The organism is Marinifilum flexuosum, from assembly GCF_003610555.1.
Classification (GTDB): domain Bacteria; phylum Bacteroidota; class Bacteroidia; order Bacteroidales; family Marinifilaceae; genus Marinifilum; species Marinifilum flexuosum.
In genome coordinates, this window is the sequence record NZ_RAPQ01000008.1 from 1,071,271 (window position 1) to 1,092,061 (window position 20,791).

The window sequence follows — 20,791 nt, forward strand, 5'->3', positions numbered from 1 at the left end:
CTTTGAAAAAATCATCTTCATCCAATCTTTACTTTAAAAACTTTTCAAAATATCCCGATATTCTTTCTGATTTTTTAAAACAAATCTTGAATAAATCTGATTTTCTGTGTCAGTTATTTTAAATCGAACTCAGGTTATTAAATAAAGTGTGGAAATTTAATCTGAATGCTTCAAAATTGATTGGAATTTTGTGGAAATGCACTTCAGACGGTCGGAAGTACATTACCACAAATGGTAGAATACTTCAAACGCTCTGAACTGTATTGCCACAAATGGCAGAGCATCTCAGACGGTCTGGACTGTATTGTCCTAACATGGCAGAGCACCTCAAACGGTCTGAAGTACATTGCCACGAATGGCAGCCTACCTCAATTCATCTGAACTGCATTTCCCGACGTGGCAATGCGCCTCAAACGGTCTGAATCATACTACCACAAATGGAAGTCAACTTCAGACGCTCTGAACAAGACTATCTTATTTTGTAACCAAATCTTTAAGGGTTTCAATCCATTTTGGATGATCATTCAAACTCTCTACCAATACCAGTTCATTACCACCATTTTCTTCAAACAGCTCACCGTACTCTAAACCAATTTCGATGGTGGTTTCAAGGCAATCGGCTACGAAGGCAGGACTAAATACCATTAGTTTTTTCGAACCTTTCTGGGCTTGTTCAATTACCACCTTATCCGAAAAAGGTTCCAGCCAGTTTTTGTCCAGTCGTGATTGAAAGGCAACGGTATATTTCTCTTTAGGGATATTTAATTTTTCAGCCAGAAGTTTACTGGTTTCGTAGCAAGTTGCACGGTAGCAAAAATAATCGGTATCAGGTCGGAATTGTTTGTCACAATCGCAATCCTTACAGTTTTTGTTAGGATGAACCTTATTTACCTGTCTTAACGGCAAGCCATGATAAGAGAAAATGAAGTGATCAAAATCATTCAGATCATGCTTGTTTGCGTTATCAACTATTGTATTTAGGTATCCTTCATGGTCGAAAAACTGATTTACCAATTTTATTTCGGGTATCACCTCCCAGCTTCTGATAATCTCCATGGCCTTTTCGAAAGTAGAACCTGTAGTTGAAGAGGCATATTGTGGATACATTGGCAAAATGATCAATTTGTCAGGCATATCCAATCGGATCTTCTCCAAAACTCTTTTCATGGATGGTTCCTGGTAACGCATGGCCAATTCTACCTTAAAATTCTTGTCCAACTCTTTTTGAAGTAGATCCTTTACTTTTTCACCATAAATCATCAAAGGAGATCCATCTTTGGTCCACAATTGCTTGTATATTTTCGATGATCCTTTGGCTCTAAACGGTACAATAATCAGGTTAACCAATATTTTTCGTAGCAACCAAGGGATATCAATTACTCTTCTGTCGTTCAAAAATTCGAATAAGTAGGTACGAACATCAGATACATTGGGACTTTTAGGTGTTCCTAAATTAAGAAGCAGGACAGTAGTTTTCTTAGACATAGTGTTTTATTAGCAACAATTAAAAAAGGAAATGCATTATACATTTCCTCTCTGAAATTAATATTTTTTTTTGATTAAGCTAAAAACAACTTAAACCGAAATTGGTTCAAGCCAATTGATGTCTTTTTTTAAAAGTTGTAAGGTTTCTGCCTCTTTCGATCCTTCATTCACTTCGTATTGATAGGTCCATTTTACTTCTGGCGGCATACTTACCAAAATCGATTCGGTTCTTCCATTGGTGTCCAGTCCGAATTTGGTTCCCTTATCCAATACCAGGTTAAACTCAACATATCTTCCTCTGCGATGCAATTGCCAGTCTTTTTCCTGCTCGCTGTACAATTTAGATGCATTGCTTCGCATGATTTCGCAATAGGTTGGAGCAAAGAGTTCTCCTACATCCATAACAAAGGCGAATAGATCTTCTTTTGTCATTCCCATGGAATCATTCAAATGATCGAAGAAAATGCCTCCAATGCCTCGTGTTTCATTTCTGAATGGCAAATAGAAATATTCATCGGCCCAAGGCTTGAATTTACTGTAAAATTCAGGATTGTGTTTGTCGCAAACTTCTTTCAATTTTAGGTGAAATTCTTTTGCCTGATTTTTATCTACGTAAATTGGAGTGAGATCTATCCCTCCTCCGAACCAATAGGTACCATCATTCAATTCAAAGTAGCGAACATTTATATGAATAATGGGTACATGAGGATTTTCGGGGTGCATGATTAAGGAAACACCTGTTGCAAAAAAATCATCAGCCTCAAGCTTTAATTTGTTCTTTATTTTTTCAGGTAACTCGCCATGAACAGCCGAAAATTGAACGCCACCTTTCTCTATGATATTTCCATTTTTAATAACGCGGCTTCTTCCACCTCCACCAGCTTCACGTTCCCATATATCTTCATGAAATTGTGCACCTCCATCGCAATTCTCCAATGCTTTGGTGATCTTGTCTTGCAATTTTTTAAATTCTTCGGCTATGTATTCTTTTTGCATATTGTGTTCTGTTTGTTTAGCATGATTTTGTAGCAGTCTTGTTGCTTTTCTTCTGAAATCGACTCAACATTTTCTTCTCAAAATTCCAAAAGAAACGGAATTGTCCGAAAAGCGTTCCCACTATCAAAAGTAAAACCTGGTATGTAGGAGTGATGATTAGAATGCTTAGCAAGATTCTTAGGAAAATATTTGTGTCAGCATTAATCGAGAAGTATTCAAATATCGGATTACGAACCAAAACAGATAAACTGCCAGTAATCGAGAATACAATTAGAATAACTACGAGTTGTAGGTTTGAATTGATTTGCCAGCGCTTTTTTAGTTTTTCAAACATGAAGTTCTATTTAGAATTGTTTCAGATAAGACAAATATAATATAAAATACCTTTAGGTCTGAAATGGCGTTTGAGAAATCTGTTTGATTTTATTGATTGCCTAATAGAGGAGGAATGCCAGAATTATTGGCATAAAAAAAACCGCCTCAAATTGAGACGGTTTCCAGAAATATATTTTTAGTTTCTTATTTCGAAACTCTTTCAAGCCATTTAAGCATGAATAGCATAGTAAACATAGAGATGAAACATGCTACAACAAATACTGACCAAGTAGCCCAAATTGGAATGTTTTTATAGAAAATTGCACCAATAATTAGTAACTGGTTACCTAAACCTGTTGCTAATAACCATAGACCTTGCATTAAACCCTGAAGTTTTGGAGGCGCTACTTTCGATACAAATGAGATACCAAGAGGACTAATGAATAACTCAGCGATAGTTAAGATTAGGTAAGTTCCAATCAATAAGAAAGGAGTTACTTTTTGTGCTGCTGGAAGTTCACCCATAGCTCTAACTTCATCAAGGTTTGGAAGTCCGAAAGAACCAAGTGTCATTACAACGAAACCTAATGCTGCAATACCCATACCAATAGCAATTTTAGCAGGAGTAGAAGGTTCTTTACCCTTAGCATCTAACCATCCGAAGAATCCCATTACAACCGGAGTTAAGAATACCACGAAGAATGGGTTAGCAGCCTGGAACATTTCAGCTGTAATATTCCAACTTCCTAGTTTCAATAAAGTGTAATCCTTAGCAAAGAAAGTAAGAGTTAAACCATTTTGGTGGAATGAGAACCAGAAGAAGATAACCACACCAAATACAGCTAATAAAGCGTAAATTCTTTGCTTAACTTCTGCTAATGGCATTTCAATCTCAGCTAATTCTTCAGATGATTTTTGCTGTTTTGAAGCAGGATCTGGAAATCCTTTTTTATTCTTCATGTAAACCACCATAGAGATAAGCATAGCTAAAATCGCTACAGCAAATGAATAGTGGAAGCCAGTATTAAATGTATCAAGATACTTGCTTGAAAATTCACCAAGGTTGGCAATAGATACAGATGAAGCTCCATTAGCTAGAGTTTCTAATTTGGCCATTGCATCAGCACCCATGTTAGCACCTTTCTCAATGTATTCATGACATAGTGCAGGAAGGTTGGCATCGTAAGTATAACCAGAACGACCTAACCACCAGTTACGAACTGCAGGAGCAATAAATGGAGCGAAAATAGCACCAATGTTAATAAACATATAGAACAATGAGAATCCAGAATCACGTTTTGAAGCGTATTGAGGATTATCATACATCTGACCAACCAAAGCTTGTAGGTTACCTTTGAATAGACCATTACCAAAAGAAATGGTGAATAGTGCTAAACAAGTCATGATAATAAGGAACGTTTTATTGTCCTGAGTTACATTTGTTGGAATACTTAAGAATAAGTAACCAAAACTCATCATGATTAAACCCGTGAAAATGGTTCCTTTGTAGTTACGCAATTTATCAGCGATAAGACCGCCAAAGAAAGCCATACCATAAATTGAGAAGTAGAAAGTTGAGTAGATCCAGCCCGATCCAGTTTCGTCCAATCCAAATTTTGACATAAGGAAAAGACTCAAAATAGCCATCATTGTGTAGAAGCCGAAGCGTTCTCCCATGTTGGCTACTGCCGCAGGAATTAGTCCTTTAGGATGTCCTTTAAACATAAATGTTAGTTTTAATTTATAATAGTTTCGTTTCAGTTATGAAAGTGACAAATATATAGAAAAAATCAGAAGTCCATAATGATTTGTAAGCGTTTCGATCGAATTTAAATCGTTTTCGTAGGAAGTGGCGAATTTCAAAAGTTTAGTATCTTTGATAGGAAAGCCCATTTTGCTGTGTGTTTGGCACTTTTGGTATTGTTTTTGGATAGGTGCTACTTGTTGGTAACATGTTATTAAAAAGCAATCCTAATAAGAGTGTTCGCATACAATATCAATTACAATTTTACGTCTAAATAGAAACCGATAGAACCATGAAAATATTTCCCGCCTCTAAAATTGCAGAGATTGATTCCTTTACCATCGAAAATGAACCCATTGAATCAATAGACTTAATGGAGAGAGCTTCGAGCAAATTCTTCAAGAAAATTATGAAGAGATTCCCTGCTCCCAGAAACTGTAAAGTTTTTGTAGGGCCTGGAAATAATGGAGGCGATGGTTTGGCTGTAGCCAGAATGTTAGCAGAAAAGAACTATGCTGTTGAGGTTTTTATCATCAAAATCTCAAATCAGCTTTCGAAAGATGCGGAGGTAAATCTGCAGCGCTTGAAATTGATTAAAAGTGTTGATATTTATGAATTAGCTTCGATTGATGCAATGCCTTGGCTTTTTCCGGATGATATTGTGATTGATGCTATTTTTGGTTCAGGACTTTCGAGACCCATTGAAGGTTTGGTTTTTGAGGTGATAAAAGCAATCAATGCCAGTGAGGCGAGCGTTGTGGCTGTGGACATACCTTCGGGTTTAATGGGAGAAGACAATTCAAAGAACAATTACCAAGGAATTGTAAAAGCCGATTTGACTTTAAGTTTTCAATTTCCAAAGTTGGCTTTTTTGTTTCCGGAAAATGCAGAGTATGTAGGAGAGTGGGAAGTTTTACCTATTGGCTTACATCCCGAAATTATTAAGCAGGAGCAAACTCCTTATAAAATGTTGAATCGCGAGTTTGTAAAATCTTTATTAATGCCCAGAAAAAAGTTCGATCATAAAGGCACATACGGTCATGGTTTATTAATAAGTGGAAGCTATGGGAAAATGGGAGCGGCCATTTTGGCATCGCGCGCAAGCTTGCGTTCTGGGATTGGCTTGTTAACTTCACACATACCGAGGTTAGGCTATGAAATTATGCAGACTGCAGTTCCCGAGGCAATGGTGAGTATCGATCGTTCGGATATCATTTTTACAGAATTTCCGGATTTAAGTCAATTTAAAGCGGTAGCCATAGGTCCAGGTATCGATAAAAAGCAAAATTCTTATTGTGCCATGATCAATTTATTGAAAGAAGTAAAAACACCTATGGTGATTGATGCTGATGCCATTAATATTTTAGGAGAGCATCCTGAATTGAAGGCAGATTTACCAATGGGCTCTGTATTTACACCACATCCAAAGGAATTTGAGCGATTGGTTGGAAAATCAGATGATAGTTTTACGCGCAATAACATGCAACGTGAGTTTGCCAGGGAATATGGTGTAACTCTTGTATTAAAAGGAGCTTATACGGCTATTGCTTGTCCTGAGGGAAGTGTTTATTTCAATTCAACGGGAAATCCAGGTATGGCAACTGCAGGAAGTGGAGATGTGCTTACAGGAATAATATTATCTTTGCTTTCGCAAGGATATTCTTCGAAAGTGGCGACAATTATTGGAGTATATCTTCATGGTTTGGCAGGCGATTTAGCATCAGAGAAAGTAGGATATGAAGCTTTAACAGCTAGCGATATTATCGACTTTCTGCCAAAGGCATGGTTAAGGTTGAAAAAATAGGGAATTGTAGAGAGGTTAATTGCTATGTCTCTACGCAAAACGAAAATAAAATGAACAGAAACATTTTTAAATTACTAGTAGCAATTTTGATTGTTGGTGGAACAATTGGAAATGTAAACGCACAAAAGCGCAGAACTTTAGAAACTCCAAACACGGTTATTTATGCTTTACCACAAACAGTATTAAAAGTTGATGTGGTGGCTGAAAAAACGATCATGAAAAAAGGACCTTTTGCCGATTATGCAAAAAAATACCTTGGTATTTCTGATGTTGTAACCAATGATGGTGTAGAGTGGAAATTAAAATCGATAGAGCTAAATGGATTAGGAGAGGTTGATCCTGATCAGTACTATAAAATAACTACTTCGGTTGATTATGAACCAAGTTTAATTTCTTTAACTCCTGAAGGTTTGATTCGCGGATTTAACGTGAAGAATTCTTCTTTTGAAAATGTAGAAAAAGAGATTATTTCTCTCACTTCTGAAGAAGTTAAGATGGAATACGGAAAATTCTCAATTGACCCAATCGTTAAGTTTAAAGAGGATACCACATACCAGGTTGTGGAAACAGATACAGCATTTATTAAAGTGCCGGTTTTGGAAAAGCAGGCTCTTACCAAATCGGTAGAAGAGAAAGCAGAAGAAGCGGCTCACCAGATTTTTAAATTGAGAAAGAGAAGATTTAAAATTTTGACTTCGAATTATGAAGTGCTACCTCCTGATGGAAAAGCATATGAAGTATTGGTGAAAGAATTGGCGAAATTGGAAGAAGATTACATTTCGATGTTTGTGGGTAAAAAAGTGAGCATTCAGAAGGCTTATCAATTTTCATATGCACCAAAGCAAGGCGAAAATGGTGGCGTTATTTTCCGTATGTCGCCACAAATGGGACCTGTTGGAGTGAACGATTTAGGAGGTCGCCCGGTTAGAGTAGATTTTAAAAACTTGAATGTTACCAACCAGTTGGCAATACTGCCATCGGCGGGAGTGAATCCTCAAACTCAAATTGCATATAGAATACCAGGTATGGCTGATGTATCCATTTCAAATGGCAAAAGTGTTTTACTAAAGAAACGCATGCCAATTGCACAGTTTGGTAAAATTGCAAAAATGCCAGCTGAAGTTCTGTTAAATGAGAATTTCAGTATTGAATTCTATCCAGAACTAGGTTCGATAAAGGAGGTAACAAAGTAATATCAGTACTCAATATGGGATTCTGACTGTAGTTTAGGTTCTCAATATTTAATTTAAAAAATCAAAACCCAAGTCTCAAAATCCATAATTGGATTTTGGAATTTGGGTTTTGAAGTTTCAATAGTTTCTTAAAAATCCTTAATTCCGATTCTCTTTTGCAATAAGTCTTTCCGCCTTTCTCAAAAAATATTACCTTTAGTGCTCTTAAATAATAAACACAAAATTTAACGGAGGAAATATATAATGAGCAAAGAAATTTTAAGCCTCGAGCCTAAAGCAATCTGGGAAAATTTTTATTCTCTAACTCAGATTCCACGTCCATCTAAACATGAAGATGCGATTCAGGATTTTATGATGAAGTTTGGTCAGGATTTAGGTCTTGAAACCATTAAGGATGCAGTTGGTAATATCATTATCAAGAAGCCAGCTACTCCAGGTTACGAAGATCGTCAAGGTGTTGTATTGCAGGGTCACCTAGATATGGTTCCACAAAAAAATGCTGATACAGTTCACGATTTTGAAAAAGATCCGATTACTGCTATTATTGATGGTGAGTGGGTAACTGCTGATGGTACTACTTTAGGTGCTGATAACGGTATGGGAGTTGCAGCTGCAATGGCTGTTCTACAGGCTACAGATATTGAGCACGGTCCGGTTGAGGCTTTGTTTACTGCTGACGAAGAAACAGGTATGACTGGTGCTTTCGGTCTTCAGAATGATGTTTTAGATGGTAATATCCTTTTAAACATGGATTCGGAAGATGAAGGTGAACTTTACGTTGGTTGTGCTGGTGGTATCGATGCAAATGTTAGCATGAAGTACAAAGAAGAGAAGTTGGAAAAAGGATATGTTGCTTACAAACTTTACATGAAAGGTTTGAAAGGTGGTCACTCAGGAATGGAAATTATTCTTGGTCGTGGTAACTCTAACAAGTTGTTGTTCCGCTTCATGAAATATGCTACTAAAAACTTTAAGCTAAAATTGGCTTCTGTTGATGGTGGTTCACTTCGTAACGCAATTCCACGTGAATCTTTCGCAGTAGTTGCTGTACCAGAAAAATACAATGAGAAATTCTTAGCTGCAATTGCTGAATTCGAAGCTACTTACAAGGCAGAATTATCAGCTGTTGAACCAGATTTGGCATTCTTTGCTGAAGCAACTGATGTACCTAAGAAAGTATTCAAGAAAAAATCTCAGAAGAATTTAATTAATGCTATTTACGCTTGTCCTAATGGTGTTATTCGTATGAGTGATGATATGCCAGGATTGGTTGAAACTTCTTTGAATCTTGCACGTGTTTACAGCGAAAATGGTGTAATTACCATTCAAGCTTTGATTCGTTCATCTGTAAATTCAGCTAAGGAAGATTTAGCTCAAATGGTTTCTTCTACTTTCGAAATGGTAGGTGGAAAAGTAAAATTGGAAGGTGAATATCCAGGGTGGAAACCAAATATGGAATCTCCTATTTTGAAAACCATGCAGACTGTTTACAACGACAAGTATGGTAAGATTCCTGAAATCAAAGCAATTCACGCAGGTTTAGAGTGTGGTTTGTTAGGAGCTGTTTATCCAAACTGGGATATGATTTCATTCGGACCAACAATCCGTTTCCCTCACTCTCCAGATGAGAAAGTGAAGATTGATACTGTAGCTAAATTCTATGATTTCTTAATTGAAACTTTGAAGAATGTTCCGGTAAAAGAAGCTGTTGAAGCATAATTTAATGCGATCAGATATAGTAAAGGACGTACGTTGTACGTCCTTTTTTTGCATCTAGATTTTATTGTGTCTATTGTAAAGACGTAGCATTGCTACGTCTCTACCTAAATTTCTTCAGTAAAATTAATATTACCAAATAAAGAACACTACCAACGCCACTGGCAACAATTAAGGAGCCAAGAGCAAACTGTAGGTAGTTTTCACCCAGTGTTTTTAAATCCATTAAATCGGGGACCTCTGTTTGAAAGTGTCCTGTTAGTACAAAAGCTCCGGTTTGATAACCAGCTATAAGAATTAAAGGAATTATTGGAGGTATACTACTAATGTTAACCGTTACCAAAACCAGAACTTTGTTAAGGCGTAGCAAAACAGCCAGCGATAATGCCAATGCAGTTTGGAACCCCCAGCTTGGAGAAAAAGCAATAAATGCACCCAAGGCCAAAGAAATAGCAATTACTGAATTAGAATTGTTGGCTGCTGTGATTTCTGCTACAATAGCTTTTTTAATTCTCGATGGTCTGAATTTTTCTATATATGCTTGATAATTCATATCTGTCCAACTTTTCCTACCCAATTAACAAATCGGAATTAAAAATGTTCGATTAACTGTTTACTGATCACTGTATACTGTTCATTGTTTTAATCCATTTTCCTTCAGTTGTCAGAAAATCTTTCATTAAATTGACAGTCATGCATGAGTGAACAGGCAATATTCCAATAAGATCTCCGATTGTAAACTGATCAAACAAATCATCGCTACAACGAATAATTCCATGCTCTTGAGAAATGCTTGCCAGGAATCCACCACCTAGTATTTCACTCCAGCCATTATCGGTTATTCGTACCAAACTACCGAAGAGTTTTGTGCCTTCGTCGTCAGCCTCAATAAATTCTTTGGAGAAATGAACACCACCACCATGAATCACCAATTCGTTTCTGTCGATATTACGTGCAATTACAGGACAAGCCATTGCTACGGCAATTTCGTTTTCGTCACAAGATCCCAGTACATATTGCATAATGTCATAAAATACAAAATTACCCGGTCGAAGTTCATCTATGCCATAAAACTCTTCACTTATGCTACATGCAGGAGTATCGCCAAGAGAAACTTCAATGTTTGGGATTTCTTTGCGGAATACATCCTTTAACTCATTTAAATCCAGTAGCGTTTTGCTGTGATTCTTGTATATTTCGTTTTGATCTTTTGCATTGTAATTATGTCCGGAATGAGCCAGGAATCCTTTGCAATTCAACTTTTCCGTCTCTTTCATCAGATCAATTAGAATTCTGAATGATCCTATTGCTTCAGAAGGCAAACCACATCTATGATAACCGGTATCTACCTTAATAAAAATACCTACAGAATGTTTCAATTCCGACTCTAAAAAGAGAATGGCTTCTCTCGATTCAACTACCAGATTCAATTGAATTTTGGAAGCCAAATCGTTAATTAAATCAATTTCACGTACGTTAACAGGAATGGCTACAGTAATATCCTTCCAGCCATGATCAGCAAAATATGCTGCCATTTCAATTGATGAAACAGCAATATTTTCAATCCCTTTTTCTTTGAACCAATTTCCTACTTCAGAAGATTGATGAGTTTTAAAGTGCGGACGTAAACGTGCATTGGCTTTCTGAGCCCTTGCTATCATGGCTTCGATGTTGGTCATGCACTTTTGCTTGTCAAGAAGTAAAGTAGGGCGAATTATTTTCGAATCTAGTTTATTCATCGGGCTTTTGTCTATTGAAAGTGATACTGGATATAAAATCTATTTTATTCTTTCTCGGATATTTTTAAGTATACCGTCTCTCAGGTCAAGTAAATTTTCAGATATTCCAACCTTATAAATATGAGGACTTATAAAGCGCTTGTGCTCGTCAGGCAATTGATTAAACCTCTGCTTTAGGTATGCATTGATTTCGCTTGGAGTTTTCTCTTCGATAAGAATTTCACCATTTTCCATTACTTTTTGAGTTAACTCTTCGGCTCTATAGTTGCTTACCTCAGTATTTTTATCTCTATGGAATGGGTGGTAAATTTTGTTTGCACTTTCTTCATTAGCAAGTAAAATTCCATCTCTAAAAAACTTCCCATCCTTATCAAAATATCTGATCAATTTCTTTTTTCCTGGAATGGTAATTTTTTCGATATTCTCTGATATTTTCAATCGAGGATTTCCATTGTTTTCAACCAATTTGTAAACTCCATCCAAAGCACCGGTATCCTTTCCTGTTACCAATTCAGTTCCAATTCCATAACCATCGATTCTTGCACCTTGTTCGTTCAAACTTTTAATTACGTATTCGTTTAATTGGTTTGAAGCAAATATCTGAACATAGTCTAAGCCTTCATCATCAAGCATTTTTCTGGCCTTTTTACTCAAATATGCCAAGTCACCGCTATCTAGTCGAATGCCAATTAATTTATTTCCTTTCTCTTCTAATTCTTTAGCAATAATTATTGCATTTGGAACGCCCGATTTTAGCGTATTGTAGGTGTCAACAAGAAGAACTGTACTTGTTGGATTTATTTCTGCATATTTTCTGAAAGCTTCCAATTCATCATCGAAACTTTGTACCCAAGCATGAGCTTGAGTTCCTGATACTGGAATATCATAGTTGAATCCACTGTATACATTGGATGTAGAATCTGCACCTCCGATTACGGCTGCTCGTGAAGCATGAACTCCTCCTAATCCTTGAGCTCTTCTCAAACCAAAATCAGCGAAAGCTTTTTCTCCAATTACATTTCTAATGCGACATGCTTTGGTTGCAATAAGCGATTGAAAGTTTAAGTAGTTTAGAAGAAGGGTTTCGATTAACTGAGCTTCAATGATATTTCCTTCTACACGAACAATTGGTTCATTGGGAAATACAATTTCACCTTCGCGAACACTATAAATGGTGGCATTGAATTTAAAATCCTTCAAATAATTTAAGAACTCTTCTCGTAGGCCAGACTTCCTTAAAAACTTGATGTTTTTATCGTCATACCTGAAGTGTTGTAATATTTTTAAAAGATCGTAAAGGCCGGCAAAAACAAGGTATCCACCTTTATATGGATTCGTTCGGTAATAGTAATCGAAAACAGTTTGCTCTTGTTTTTTGCCACTTAGGAAGTAGCCTTGTGCCATTGTCAGCTCATAAAAATCTGTGTATAAGCCTGCATTTTCCGTTAATGTGTTCATCGGATTTATTTAAAATAAAAATCACCTCAAATATAGGGATTATCTGCCTTACAAACCTGAAATGTGGAATCATTATAGATAAGTTAAATATGTTTATAACCATTTGTTACTATCTGTATTAATCCTAAATTAGCGGCCTTTTAAAAAATTAAACAACAAAAACTTATAAAAATGGTAATGACTGCGCAATTAAAGGAATCTATTAGAGATTCTAAATCGGCCAGATGGTTTGTTTTGATTACAGTATCGTTTTTGATGCTTACAGGATATTTCTTTACAGATATCATGTCACCTTTACAGGGAATGTTGAGAGATCAAATGGGTTGGTCAAACTCATCTTACGGAACATTTGCCGGATCATATTCAGTTTTGAATGTATTCTGTTTGATGCTGATCTTTGGAGGTATTATTCTTGATAAAGCTGGTATTCGCTTTACTGGAACTTTCTTTGTTGGGGTAATGATTTTTGGGGCATTTCTTAACTATTACGCCATGACTGATACATTTAATAATGGTGGTTTAGGATATGAATTTCTGAATTCATTTTTAACAGATTATAAGCCTTCATTAAAGATGGCTATGATTGGATATGCATTATTCGGTGTAGGTGTTGAAATTGCTGGGATTACTGTTTCGCGTATTATTGTGAAGTGGTTTAAAGGTAAAGAAATGGCATTGGCAATGGGATTGGAAATGGCATGTGCTCGTGGAGGTATGTTAATTGCATTTACTGCTTCTCCATTTATGACAGGTGCTGATAAAGTTATATCTCGTCCATTGGCATTTGGTGTAATCTTATTAATTATTGGGTTATTAGCATTTTTTGTTCACAATATGATGGATAAAAAATTGGATGCTGAAGTAGCAGCTGATGAAACTGTAGAATCTTCGGAAGATGAATTTAAGATTTCTGATGTATTCTTATTGTTCAAGAATCCTGGTTTCTTGCTAATCGCATTTCTTTGTGTATTGTTTTATTCTGCTATTTTCCCATTTACCAAATTCGCTCCCGACTTGATGGTGCAGAAGTATGGTTTTGCTGAAGAGTTTTCAGGATGGATTGTTGGATTACTTCCAATTGGTACTATGGTGTTAACTCCTGTTTTTGGAGCTTTTATGGATAAGAAAGGGAAATCTGCAAGTATCATGATGTTAGGATCATTACTATTGATTTTTTCTCACGTTATTTTTGCTTACCTACCAAGTAATACCGCATTTGCTTTTGTTGCTATGGTTGTATTGGGATTTGCATTTTCTTTCGTGCCAGCAGCAATGTGGCCATCTGTACCAAAAATTATTCCTGAATCACGTTTAGGTTCTGCTTATGCAATGATCTTCATGATTCAGAATGTTGGTTTGATGTTGTTTCCAATGTTATTAGGATATGTATTGGATCAATCAAATCAGGGATTAGCAGAAGGAGCTTCATTGGACTATACTAGTTCAATGACCCTAATGGTAGGTTGTGGTATTGCAGCTTTAGTTGTAGCTTTCTTCCTACGTGTTGTAGATAAAAAGAAAGGATATGGTTTAGATTTACCAAATATTCAGAAATAATTTATATCATTTCTGCTTAAATATTAAAAATTGGAATAGTACCGATGGATATTTAAGTCCTGGTTACAAATACACTGCAGTTACTGGGAATTTGAATACTTTTCGGAACCAATCAAACATATTATGAAAGTCGCCTAATGGGCGACTTTTTTTGTGTCTTGTGTTCTAGTATGAATTCAGTCATTTGTTTTTTAAGTCATTAATCTTAATTTAGTGAGCTCCTAAAATGATTAACAAAAGTTTAACCCTAAAAAAATAATAATGACAGACGCTATTAAAAAGACGTTGAGAGAAAACGCAGGTGCCCGTTGGTTTGTGTTAATTCTCGTTTCGGTAACTATGCTTATTGCATATACCTTTATGGAGGTGCTTTCTCCTCTTCAAACTCAAATTCAAAGTACTTACGGATGGAGTGGTACCGATTGGGGAATTGTTACCGGAGCTCAGGGATACTTGAATGTATTTGCATTTATGCTGATTTTTGCTGGAATCATTCTTGATAAGATGGGTATCAAATTTACCGCAGTAGGATCTGGTTTGGTGATGATTATTGGTGCTACTATTAAGTACTATGCATTTGCTCACAATTATGAAGTGGGAGCAACAATCATTGGAATCGATGCTAGAGTATTTACTTCTGCAGCTGGTTTTGCTGTATTCTGTGTGGGTGCCGAAGGTGCTGGTATTACTGTATCAAGAATCATTGTAAAATGGTTTAAAGGAAAAGAGATGGCTTTGGCTATGGGTACCGAAATGGCATTGGCTCGTTTAGGTTCATTCCTTGCTTTATTTGGATCTCCACGTATTGCAAAAGCTTTTGATATACCTACAACGGTATTGGTAGGAACGATTGCCTTAAGTATTGCATTAATTCTTTTCATTGTTTATTGTGTGATGGATGTGAAATTAGACAAGCAAATTGAAGATGAGGCTGAGGAAGAAGAACCATTTAAAATTGCTGATCTTGGTTTGATCATTAAGAGCAAAGGTTTCTGGTATATTGCGATCCTTTGTTTGTTATTCTATTCAGCAGTATTCCCATTCTATAAATTTTCATCAGGTTTGATGGTTAATAAGTTTGGTATTGACCCTTCAACCGCGGGTGATATTCCATCTATTTTGCCATTTGGTACAATCCTGTTAACACCTCTTTTCGGTTTTATTTACGATAAGTTAGGTAAGGGTGCTTCTATTATGATTTTGGGAGCTGTATTACTGGTGATTGTTCATACCATCTTCTATTTGCCAGCGCTTACTGCAACTTGGGTTGCTATTGCAGCTGTAATTCTTTTAGGAATTGCTTTCTCTTTGGTTCCTTCGGCAATGTGGCCATCGGTTCCAAAAATTATCCCAGAGAAACAATTGGGATCGGCTTATGCTTTGATTTTCTACGTACAGAACATTGGTCTAATGTTGGTTCCAATTCTTTTAGGAATTGTTTTGGATAAGACTAATCCTGGTGTAAACGAGAAAATTGAAACTGCAATTGCAAACTTCAGAGCAGAAGGTGTACCTGCTAACGATATTTCTGCTAAAGTTCAGGGATTAAGAGAAATTGGTGAAATTCCAATGTTCGATTATTCTTCAACCTGGCTAATTTTTGTAGGATTAACGATTCTTGCTACCATTTTTGGTTTCTTATTGAAAGCGGAAGACAAGAAGCAAGGTTACGGTCTTGAATTGCCAAATATTCAAAAATAATTGAATTAAGATATTGTTTTAAAACCGCCTTGAACGCTATGTTTAAGGCGGTTTTTTTTACCGATAAAACCCAAGGCTAACAAGATCCAAAGGTGCTGTCAGGTTTTCCTGATCTGTTAGCCTGCGAAGCTGCTAACAGCGTCAGAGATGATGCTTCACGACAAAGAACAATCCGAATAAGCAAAGATGAGCAGCATCTTTATTGGGAGTAACAGAGTAAATTGCTATCCAGTACCCCAAATTTGGGGTACTGGATAGCAATTTTCCCCTTTCAACCCTCAAACTTTCTATCCCGAAGCTCGATCAAGGGCAAAAGCATAGAAAATTTGGTATATGCTTATAGCAATTATCCTCTAGCTTAGGGCAAGTTATCTCTCTCCGAGCCCATTATTTCTATAGTAAGGGGCAAACTTTCTCTTCAAGAGACCTGAATTGCTCTCAAGAATATCGAATGTCTCAAAAAAAAGATAGCAATTTGCTATCCGTACCCCAAAAATTTGGGTCACCATTAGGAAAGCCGAGGGTACAACCCCCAATGTTGACCCTCCCTAGGGGAAATTTCTTATCCACGATAGCAATTTAGAGGATAGCAAGCCTTTGTCCGATGATCAGGAGAGAAAGTTTCACATGTAAGAGTTCAGTTAGCAGAAAAAAAGGACAAGAGTAAAGGTAGAAAAGAGAAATGTTTCGGTTTGAGGTAGCATTGTCTCAATTCATGCTGCTTTTATGGATCGTTTAATGTTGACCTAAGTATGAACACTGCGGTCTAATAATACCCGAGTCTAAGGTATTCCAATACCTCACCCTGCCTTAGCCTAATACCCCAAGCCAGGGTATTATAATACCTTAATCTAAGGTAGACTATTTATTATGCCATCTGAAAAAGCTTTTGTATTTTCGGTGCTTCTTATAACTAACACTAAACTAATGAATACAGAAGCTTTAAAAAACTCCTTGCGTGATTCCGTTGTTACCCGATGGGCAATGCTCTTTACAGTTGGATTTGTATTGGCAGCTAACTATTATTTCTATGATGCTTTATCACCATTAAAATCAACCTTAACCAGAGAGCTTGGATTCGATAGTACCGATTTTGGACTGTTTGTCTCGGTATATTCAGTACCCAATGTTTTTTTGCTAATGGCAGTTTTTGGGGGAGTAATTCTTGATAAACTGGGTATTCGTAGAACTGGATTCATGTTTATTGCATTTATGGCACTAGGAGCTTTGCTTACTGCTTATGGAGCTAGTGATATGTACCGTAATGAAGGTTTAGGCTACGCTTTCATGTCATCTTTTATGCCTGGATATTCACCAGAGTTAAAAATGATGTTATTGGGGCGATTTTTATTTGGCTTAGGAGCGGAAACCAGTATTGTTGTAATTAGTAAAATCATTGTAAAGTGGTTTAAAGGAAAAGAGCTTGCTTTGGCATTTGGTGTAAAGCTCGGTTTGGCTAGAACTGGATCTATGTTGGCATTAATGCTATCACCTAGATTAATTAATTCTGAAGCGGGGTGGACAGTGGCAACATGGTTTGCAGCTTTCTTTGTAACTACGGCACTTCTTGTATTTTTGATTTATATGATGTTCGACTTGAAGTTGGATAAGCAAGTTGAGAAAAGTACACTCGAATCTAAATCAGATCCATTCAAGTTTTCAGATCTTGGAAAGTTGATTACAAATCGATCGTTTATTTTTGTTACTCTTTTGTGTTTGACCTTTTATTCAGCAGTGTTTCCATTTTTTGCATTTTCGGCAGATTTCTTTAAAAACAAGTTTGGCTTAACTGAAATCCAAAGTGGTGATATTGCAGCTATGATGCCACTAGGAACCATGTTGTTTACTCCTATTTTTGGATTTTTTGTAGATAAGTATGGGAAAGCAGCATCCTTGATGATATATGGGTCATTAATATTAACAATTGTACATCTTACTTTTGCATTTACTACAGTTACTCCATATGTTATGATGGTGGTTTTGGGCTTAGCATTCTCGTTAGTACCAGCAGCAATGTGGCCTTCTGTTGCTAAAATGATTGATGAAAAGAGAATTGGTTCTGCATATGGTTTCATGTTTTCAGTCCAGAATTTAGGTCTCTGGGCTTTCCCAATTTTAGCAGGAATGATTTTGGATGGTACTAATCCCGTAGGGACAGAAAGTTTAGATTATACTTATACAATGATCATGTTTTCTGGTTTGGGAATTGTTGGATTTATCTTTGCCTTGTTGTTAAAACGAGAGGATAAAGTATCAGGATACGGTTTAGAGTTGCCTTCGAATAGTAAATAGAGATATTTCAATATAAAAAACGAAGCTGTCAATGATTTGGCAGCTTTTTTTGTGTCTGAAACTTAGTGTATTGAATGAAATATGATAAAGAAATCATATTTTCTGAGTAGGGTAATGTTCTATTTTATCGTTTTATTAATAGACAAAACTTAAAACTACTCGCAACCTTTTTATTAATGATGCATCTGTAAAATAAAAAATTGCCTTATGAAAGTACGACTAATTTATGCTGGAATAGCCTTGTTCTTATTTGTTTCATGTTCTACTGTATCGAATACAGCAAGAATTAATACCAAAACGATAGAGCAAAAAAACGATAATCAAATTAGCATGCAGTTTCTAGGAAATGACAATTGCTGTATTGAAATGAAAGATTGCGAAGGTGTTTGGAATCATGAGAATAAAACAATCTACATGACAGGTTTAATTGCAGACAGTGATTGTCTGGATACTGCTGAAGAAATTAGTATTGGAGTACAAGGAGTAGACTTACATAACATTAAGTTTCCGTATGTAGTTTGTGGCGAATTTGATGAATCGGGTTATGTATCCTGGTATAATGAAGAGGAGGTACAAAGAGAAAGAAATTTTTGTAATAAGACAGGTGTTTGTGAATATCAGGGCAATGTGAAAAAAGACAAAATTAAACTCACATTAACTGGATTTGAAAACAACGTATTATACGGAAGTTTTGAAGGGCGAATTTTTCTAAAAGGCACTGGTAAGTTGAAATTTGTGAAGACAAGTGAATACAAAGATATCAGTAATGGAACTTTTAGTGTAAATCTAACAAATGAGCAGTTTAAAAAGCGAACTAATTATTTGGTAAATAGATAGATCAGAATTAAAATCACCCGGGAATTATTATTGAATCGATTTGTCGAACAATTAAAAACGTAAAACGATGAGGAAATTAGTGAAACTATTAGTTGCTGTATTTCTTTTGTCGGGTGGTATGCTAATTTCTGATAAGGTTCAGGCTAAACGAGCTTACAAAAAATTAGTAGTAAAGCATAAAAGGTACAAACGATATCCTGCAAAAGGAACACATGTTTTGTATGTGAATTCTGCAAAAAGAATAAAACATAGCAAAGGTGTGTTTTATCATGCAAATGGAATTTATTATAAAAAATCAACCCGGGGATACAAGATTGTTGCTGCACCGGTAGGAATTAGGGTTAAGGTGCTACCGGCAAAGCACGTTCGAATTGTTTTAAATGGTCGTAACTATTTTTACCATTACGGCACCTATTACATTGCGTTAGGAAAAAGGTATGAAATTGTTACGCCTCCTGTTGGCATACAAGTAGACAATTTGCCCAATGGGTACAAATTGATTACGAAAAATGGTAGAACATTTTATGTGGTCGATGGAGTGTATTACAAACGCGTTATTTTAAAAAATGGCGTAAGAGTATTCCAGGTTGTACGTGCAGTATGAAAAAAAAATCCCGCTTAATAGCGGGATTTTCTATATAATATATGTTGATCTTAGTCAATCATTCTGTCGATTGTTTGTGCTCGGTTAGGACCTACCGAAACAACTTTTACAGGAACTCCTGTTTCTTTCTCAATGAAATCAATATACGCATTAAATTCTTCCGGGAATTCATTTTCATGAGTCATTGAAGTCATATCAGTTTTCCATCCTTTAAATTCAGTGTAAACTGGCTCAATATCCTCAGTCATTTCGTAAGGAACGTGTGCTACTTCCTGACCATTTACTTTGTATGAAGTACAGATTTTAACGCTTTCAAAATCATCCATAACATCTGATTTCATCATGGTTAATTCAGTAACGCCATTAATCATGATAGAATACTTCAATGATACTAAATCTAACCAACCACAACGTCTTGGACGACCTGTAGTAGAGCCGTACTCATTACCATTGTCTCTTAATTTTTGTCCATCTTCATCGAACAATTCAGTAGGGAATGGTCCCATACCTACACGAGTACAATAAGCTTTAAAAATACCAATAACATTACCAATTCTGTTAGGAGCAACACCTAAACCAGTACAAGCACCAGCACAAACAGTGTTCGAAGATGTTACGAATGGGTATGAACCAAAATCAATATCCAATAGAGTACCTTGAGCACCTTCCGCAAGAATTGATTTGTTTTCTTTTAATGCATCGTTTAGGAATTGTTCGCTATCGATGTGTTGGAATTCGCTAAGAACTTTAATTCCTTCGAACCATTCAGCTTCGTACTCAGAAATATCATAGTCGAACTCGTAGAATTTATCAAGCATCTGACGGTGCTTAGCAACTAAAAGATCGTATTTTTCTTTAAAATTACTGTTAATATCACCAACTCTTAAACCGTTTCTACCAGTTTTGTCCATATAAGTTGGGCCAATACCTTTAAGAGTAGAACCAATTTTCGATTTTCCTTTGGCAGCTTCCGAAGCAGCATCAAGAATTCTGTGAGATGGTAAAATTAAATGTGCTTTCTTAGAAATGAATAAAGATTTAGATAAATCAATACCCAATCCTTTAATTCCTTCAATCTCTTTTTTAAAGATTACAGGATCAATAACAACACCATTACCAATTACATTGATTTTATCATCACGGAAAATACCAGAAGGGATAGTGTGTAAAACGTGTTTAATCTCGTTAAATTCTAAGGTATGTCCTGCATTTGGTCCACCCTGAAAACGGGTAATTAAATCGTACTTTGGGGTCAGTACATCCACAACTTTTCCTTTACCTTCATCTCCCCACTGGAGGCCTAAAAGCACATCAACTTTCATCTTGTCTAATAATTTGATTTAAATCTTA

16 protein-coding genes are annotated in these 20,791 nt (G+C 36.1%); 8 read left to right on the top strand and 8 right to left on the bottom strand.

All coding sequences use genetic code 11. From position 1 onward, the window contains the following. Nucleotides 1-474 precede the first annotated feature (474 nt). The 4 genes from hemH to BXY64_RS04665 all read right to left on the bottom strand — a co-directional run bounded on the left by hemH (nucleotide 475) and on the right by BXY64_RS04665 (nucleotide 4,521). Nucleotides 475-1,485, bottom strand: coding sequence for a ferrochelatase (gene hemH, locus BXY64_RS04650; protein WP_120238761.1), 1,011 nt, complete (start codon nucleotides 1,483-1,485; stop codon nucleotides 475-477). A gap of 90 nt (nucleotides 1,486-1,575) precedes the next feature. Next, nucleotides 1,576-2,481 (bottom strand): oxygen-dependent coproporphyrinogen oxidase, encoded by a 906-nt coding sequence (gene hemF, locus BXY64_RS04655; RefSeq protein ID WP_120238762.1) that lies wholly within the window; start codon nucleotides 2,479-2,481, stop codon nucleotides 1,576-1,578. A 16-nt stretch (nucleotides 2,482-2,497) separates the two neighbouring features. Then, nucleotides 2,498-2,815, bottom strand: coding sequence for a DUF6787 family protein (locus tag BXY64_RS04660; protein ID WP_120238763.1), 318 nt, complete (start codon nucleotides 2,813-2,815; stop codon nucleotides 2,498-2,500). Between the two features lie 185 nt (nucleotides 2,816-3,000). After that, complete coding sequence (locus BXY64_RS04665; protein WP_120238764.1) at nucleotides 3,001-4,521, bottom strand: peptide MFS transporter; 1,521 nt, start codon at nucleotides 4,519-4,521, stop codon at nucleotides 3,001-3,003. Between the two features lie 311 nt (nucleotides 4,522-4,832). Here BXY64_RS04665 and BXY64_RS04670 point away from each other — a divergent pair, with 311 nt between their 5' ends. The 3 genes from BXY64_RS04670 (at nucleotide 4,833) to BXY64_RS04680 (ending at nucleotide 9,256) form a co-directional block, all read left to right on the top strand. Beyond that, nucleotides 4,833-6,344 (top strand): NAD(P)H-hydrate dehydratase, encoded by a 1,512-nt coding sequence (locus BXY64_RS04670; RefSeq protein ID WP_120238765.1) that lies wholly within the window; start codon nucleotides 4,833-4,835, stop codon nucleotides 6,342-6,344. 50 nt (nucleotides 6,345-6,394) lie between these two features. Beyond that, nucleotides 6,395-7,537 (top strand): DUF4831 family protein, encoded by a 1,143-nt coding sequence (locus BXY64_RS04675; RefSeq protein ID WP_170150573.1) that lies wholly within the window; start codon nucleotides 6,395-6,397, stop codon nucleotides 7,535-7,537. Between the two features lie 243 nt (nucleotides 7,538-7,780). Then, nucleotides 7,781-9,256 carry an aminoacyl-histidine dipeptidase gene (locus BXY64_RS04680; RefSeq protein WP_120238767.1) on the top strand — a complete coding sequence of 492 codons (1,476 nt, stop codon included), beginning with the start codon at nucleotides 7,781-7,783 and terminating at the stop codon, nucleotides 9,254-9,256. Nucleotides 9,257-9,356: 100 nt separating this feature from the next. Here the strand turns inward: BXY64_RS04680 and BXY64_RS04685 are convergent, their stop codons facing one another. The 3 genes from BXY64_RS04685 to BXY64_RS04695 form a co-directional block, all read right to left on the bottom strand. Continuing rightward, nucleotides 9,357-9,806 carry a DUF2062 domain-containing protein gene (locus BXY64_RS04685; protein WP_120238768.1) on the bottom strand — a complete coding sequence of 150 codons (450 nt, stop codon included), beginning with the start codon at nucleotides 9,804-9,806 and terminating at the stop codon, nucleotides 9,357-9,359. Between the two features lie 67 nt (nucleotides 9,807-9,873). Further along, a complete protein-coding gene (locus tag BXY64_RS04690; protein ID WP_120238769.1) occupies nucleotides 9,874-10,992 on the bottom strand; it encodes an alanine racemase in 1,119 nt (372 codons plus the stop codon). Between the two features lie 39 nt (nucleotides 10,993-11,031). Further along, nucleotides 11,032-12,450, bottom strand: coding sequence for a nicotinate phosphoribosyltransferase (locus BXY64_RS04695; protein WP_120238770.1), 1,419 nt, complete (start codon nucleotides 12,448-12,450; stop codon nucleotides 11,032-11,034). Between the two features lie 171 nt (nucleotides 12,451-12,621). Between BXY64_RS04695 and BXY64_RS04700 the strand changes: the two genes are divergently transcribed. The 5 genes from BXY64_RS04700 to BXY64_RS04720 all read left to right on the top strand — a co-directional run bounded on the left by BXY64_RS04700 (nucleotide 12,622) and on the right by BXY64_RS04720 (nucleotide 19,441). After that, on the top strand, nucleotides 12,622-14,007 hold the full coding sequence (locus tag BXY64_RS04700; RefSeq protein WP_211334403.1) for an MFS transporter: 1,386 nt from the start codon (nucleotides 12,622-12,624) through the stop codon (nucleotides 14,005-14,007). A 261-nt stretch (nucleotides 14,008-14,268) separates the two neighbouring features. Further along, nucleotides 14,269-15,708, top strand: coding sequence for an MFS transporter (locus tag BXY64_RS04705; protein ID WP_120238771.1), 1,440 nt, complete (start codon nucleotides 14,269-14,271; stop codon nucleotides 15,706-15,708). Between the two features lie 927 nt (nucleotides 15,709-16,635). Next, on the top strand, nucleotides 16,636-18,000 hold the full coding sequence (locus tag BXY64_RS04710; RefSeq protein ID WP_170150574.1) for an MFS transporter: 1,365 nt from the start codon (nucleotides 16,636-16,638) through the stop codon (nucleotides 17,998-18,000). 207 nt (nucleotides 18,001-18,207) lie between these two features. Further along, complete coding sequence (locus tag BXY64_RS04715) at nucleotides 18,208-18,837, top strand: hypothetical protein (protein WP_120238773.1); 630 nt, start codon at nucleotides 18,208-18,210, stop codon at nucleotides 18,835-18,837. 67 nt (nucleotides 18,838-18,904) lie between these two features. Beyond that, complete coding sequence (locus BXY64_RS04720; protein WP_120238774.1) at nucleotides 18,905-19,441, top strand: DUF6515 family protein; 537 nt, start codon at nucleotides 18,905-18,907, stop codon at nucleotides 19,439-19,441. Between the two features lie 50 nt (nucleotides 19,442-19,491). Here the strand turns inward: BXY64_RS04720 and BXY64_RS04725 are convergent, their stop codons facing one another. Continuing rightward, the gene (locus BXY64_RS04725; RefSeq protein WP_120238775.1) at nucleotides 19,492-20,763 is read right to left on the bottom strand and encodes an adenylosuccinate synthase; all 1,272 of its coding nucleotides are present in this window, start codon (nucleotides 20,761-20,763) and stop codon (nucleotides 19,492-19,494) included. Between the last annotated feature and the right edge of the window lie 28 nt (nucleotides 20,764-20,791).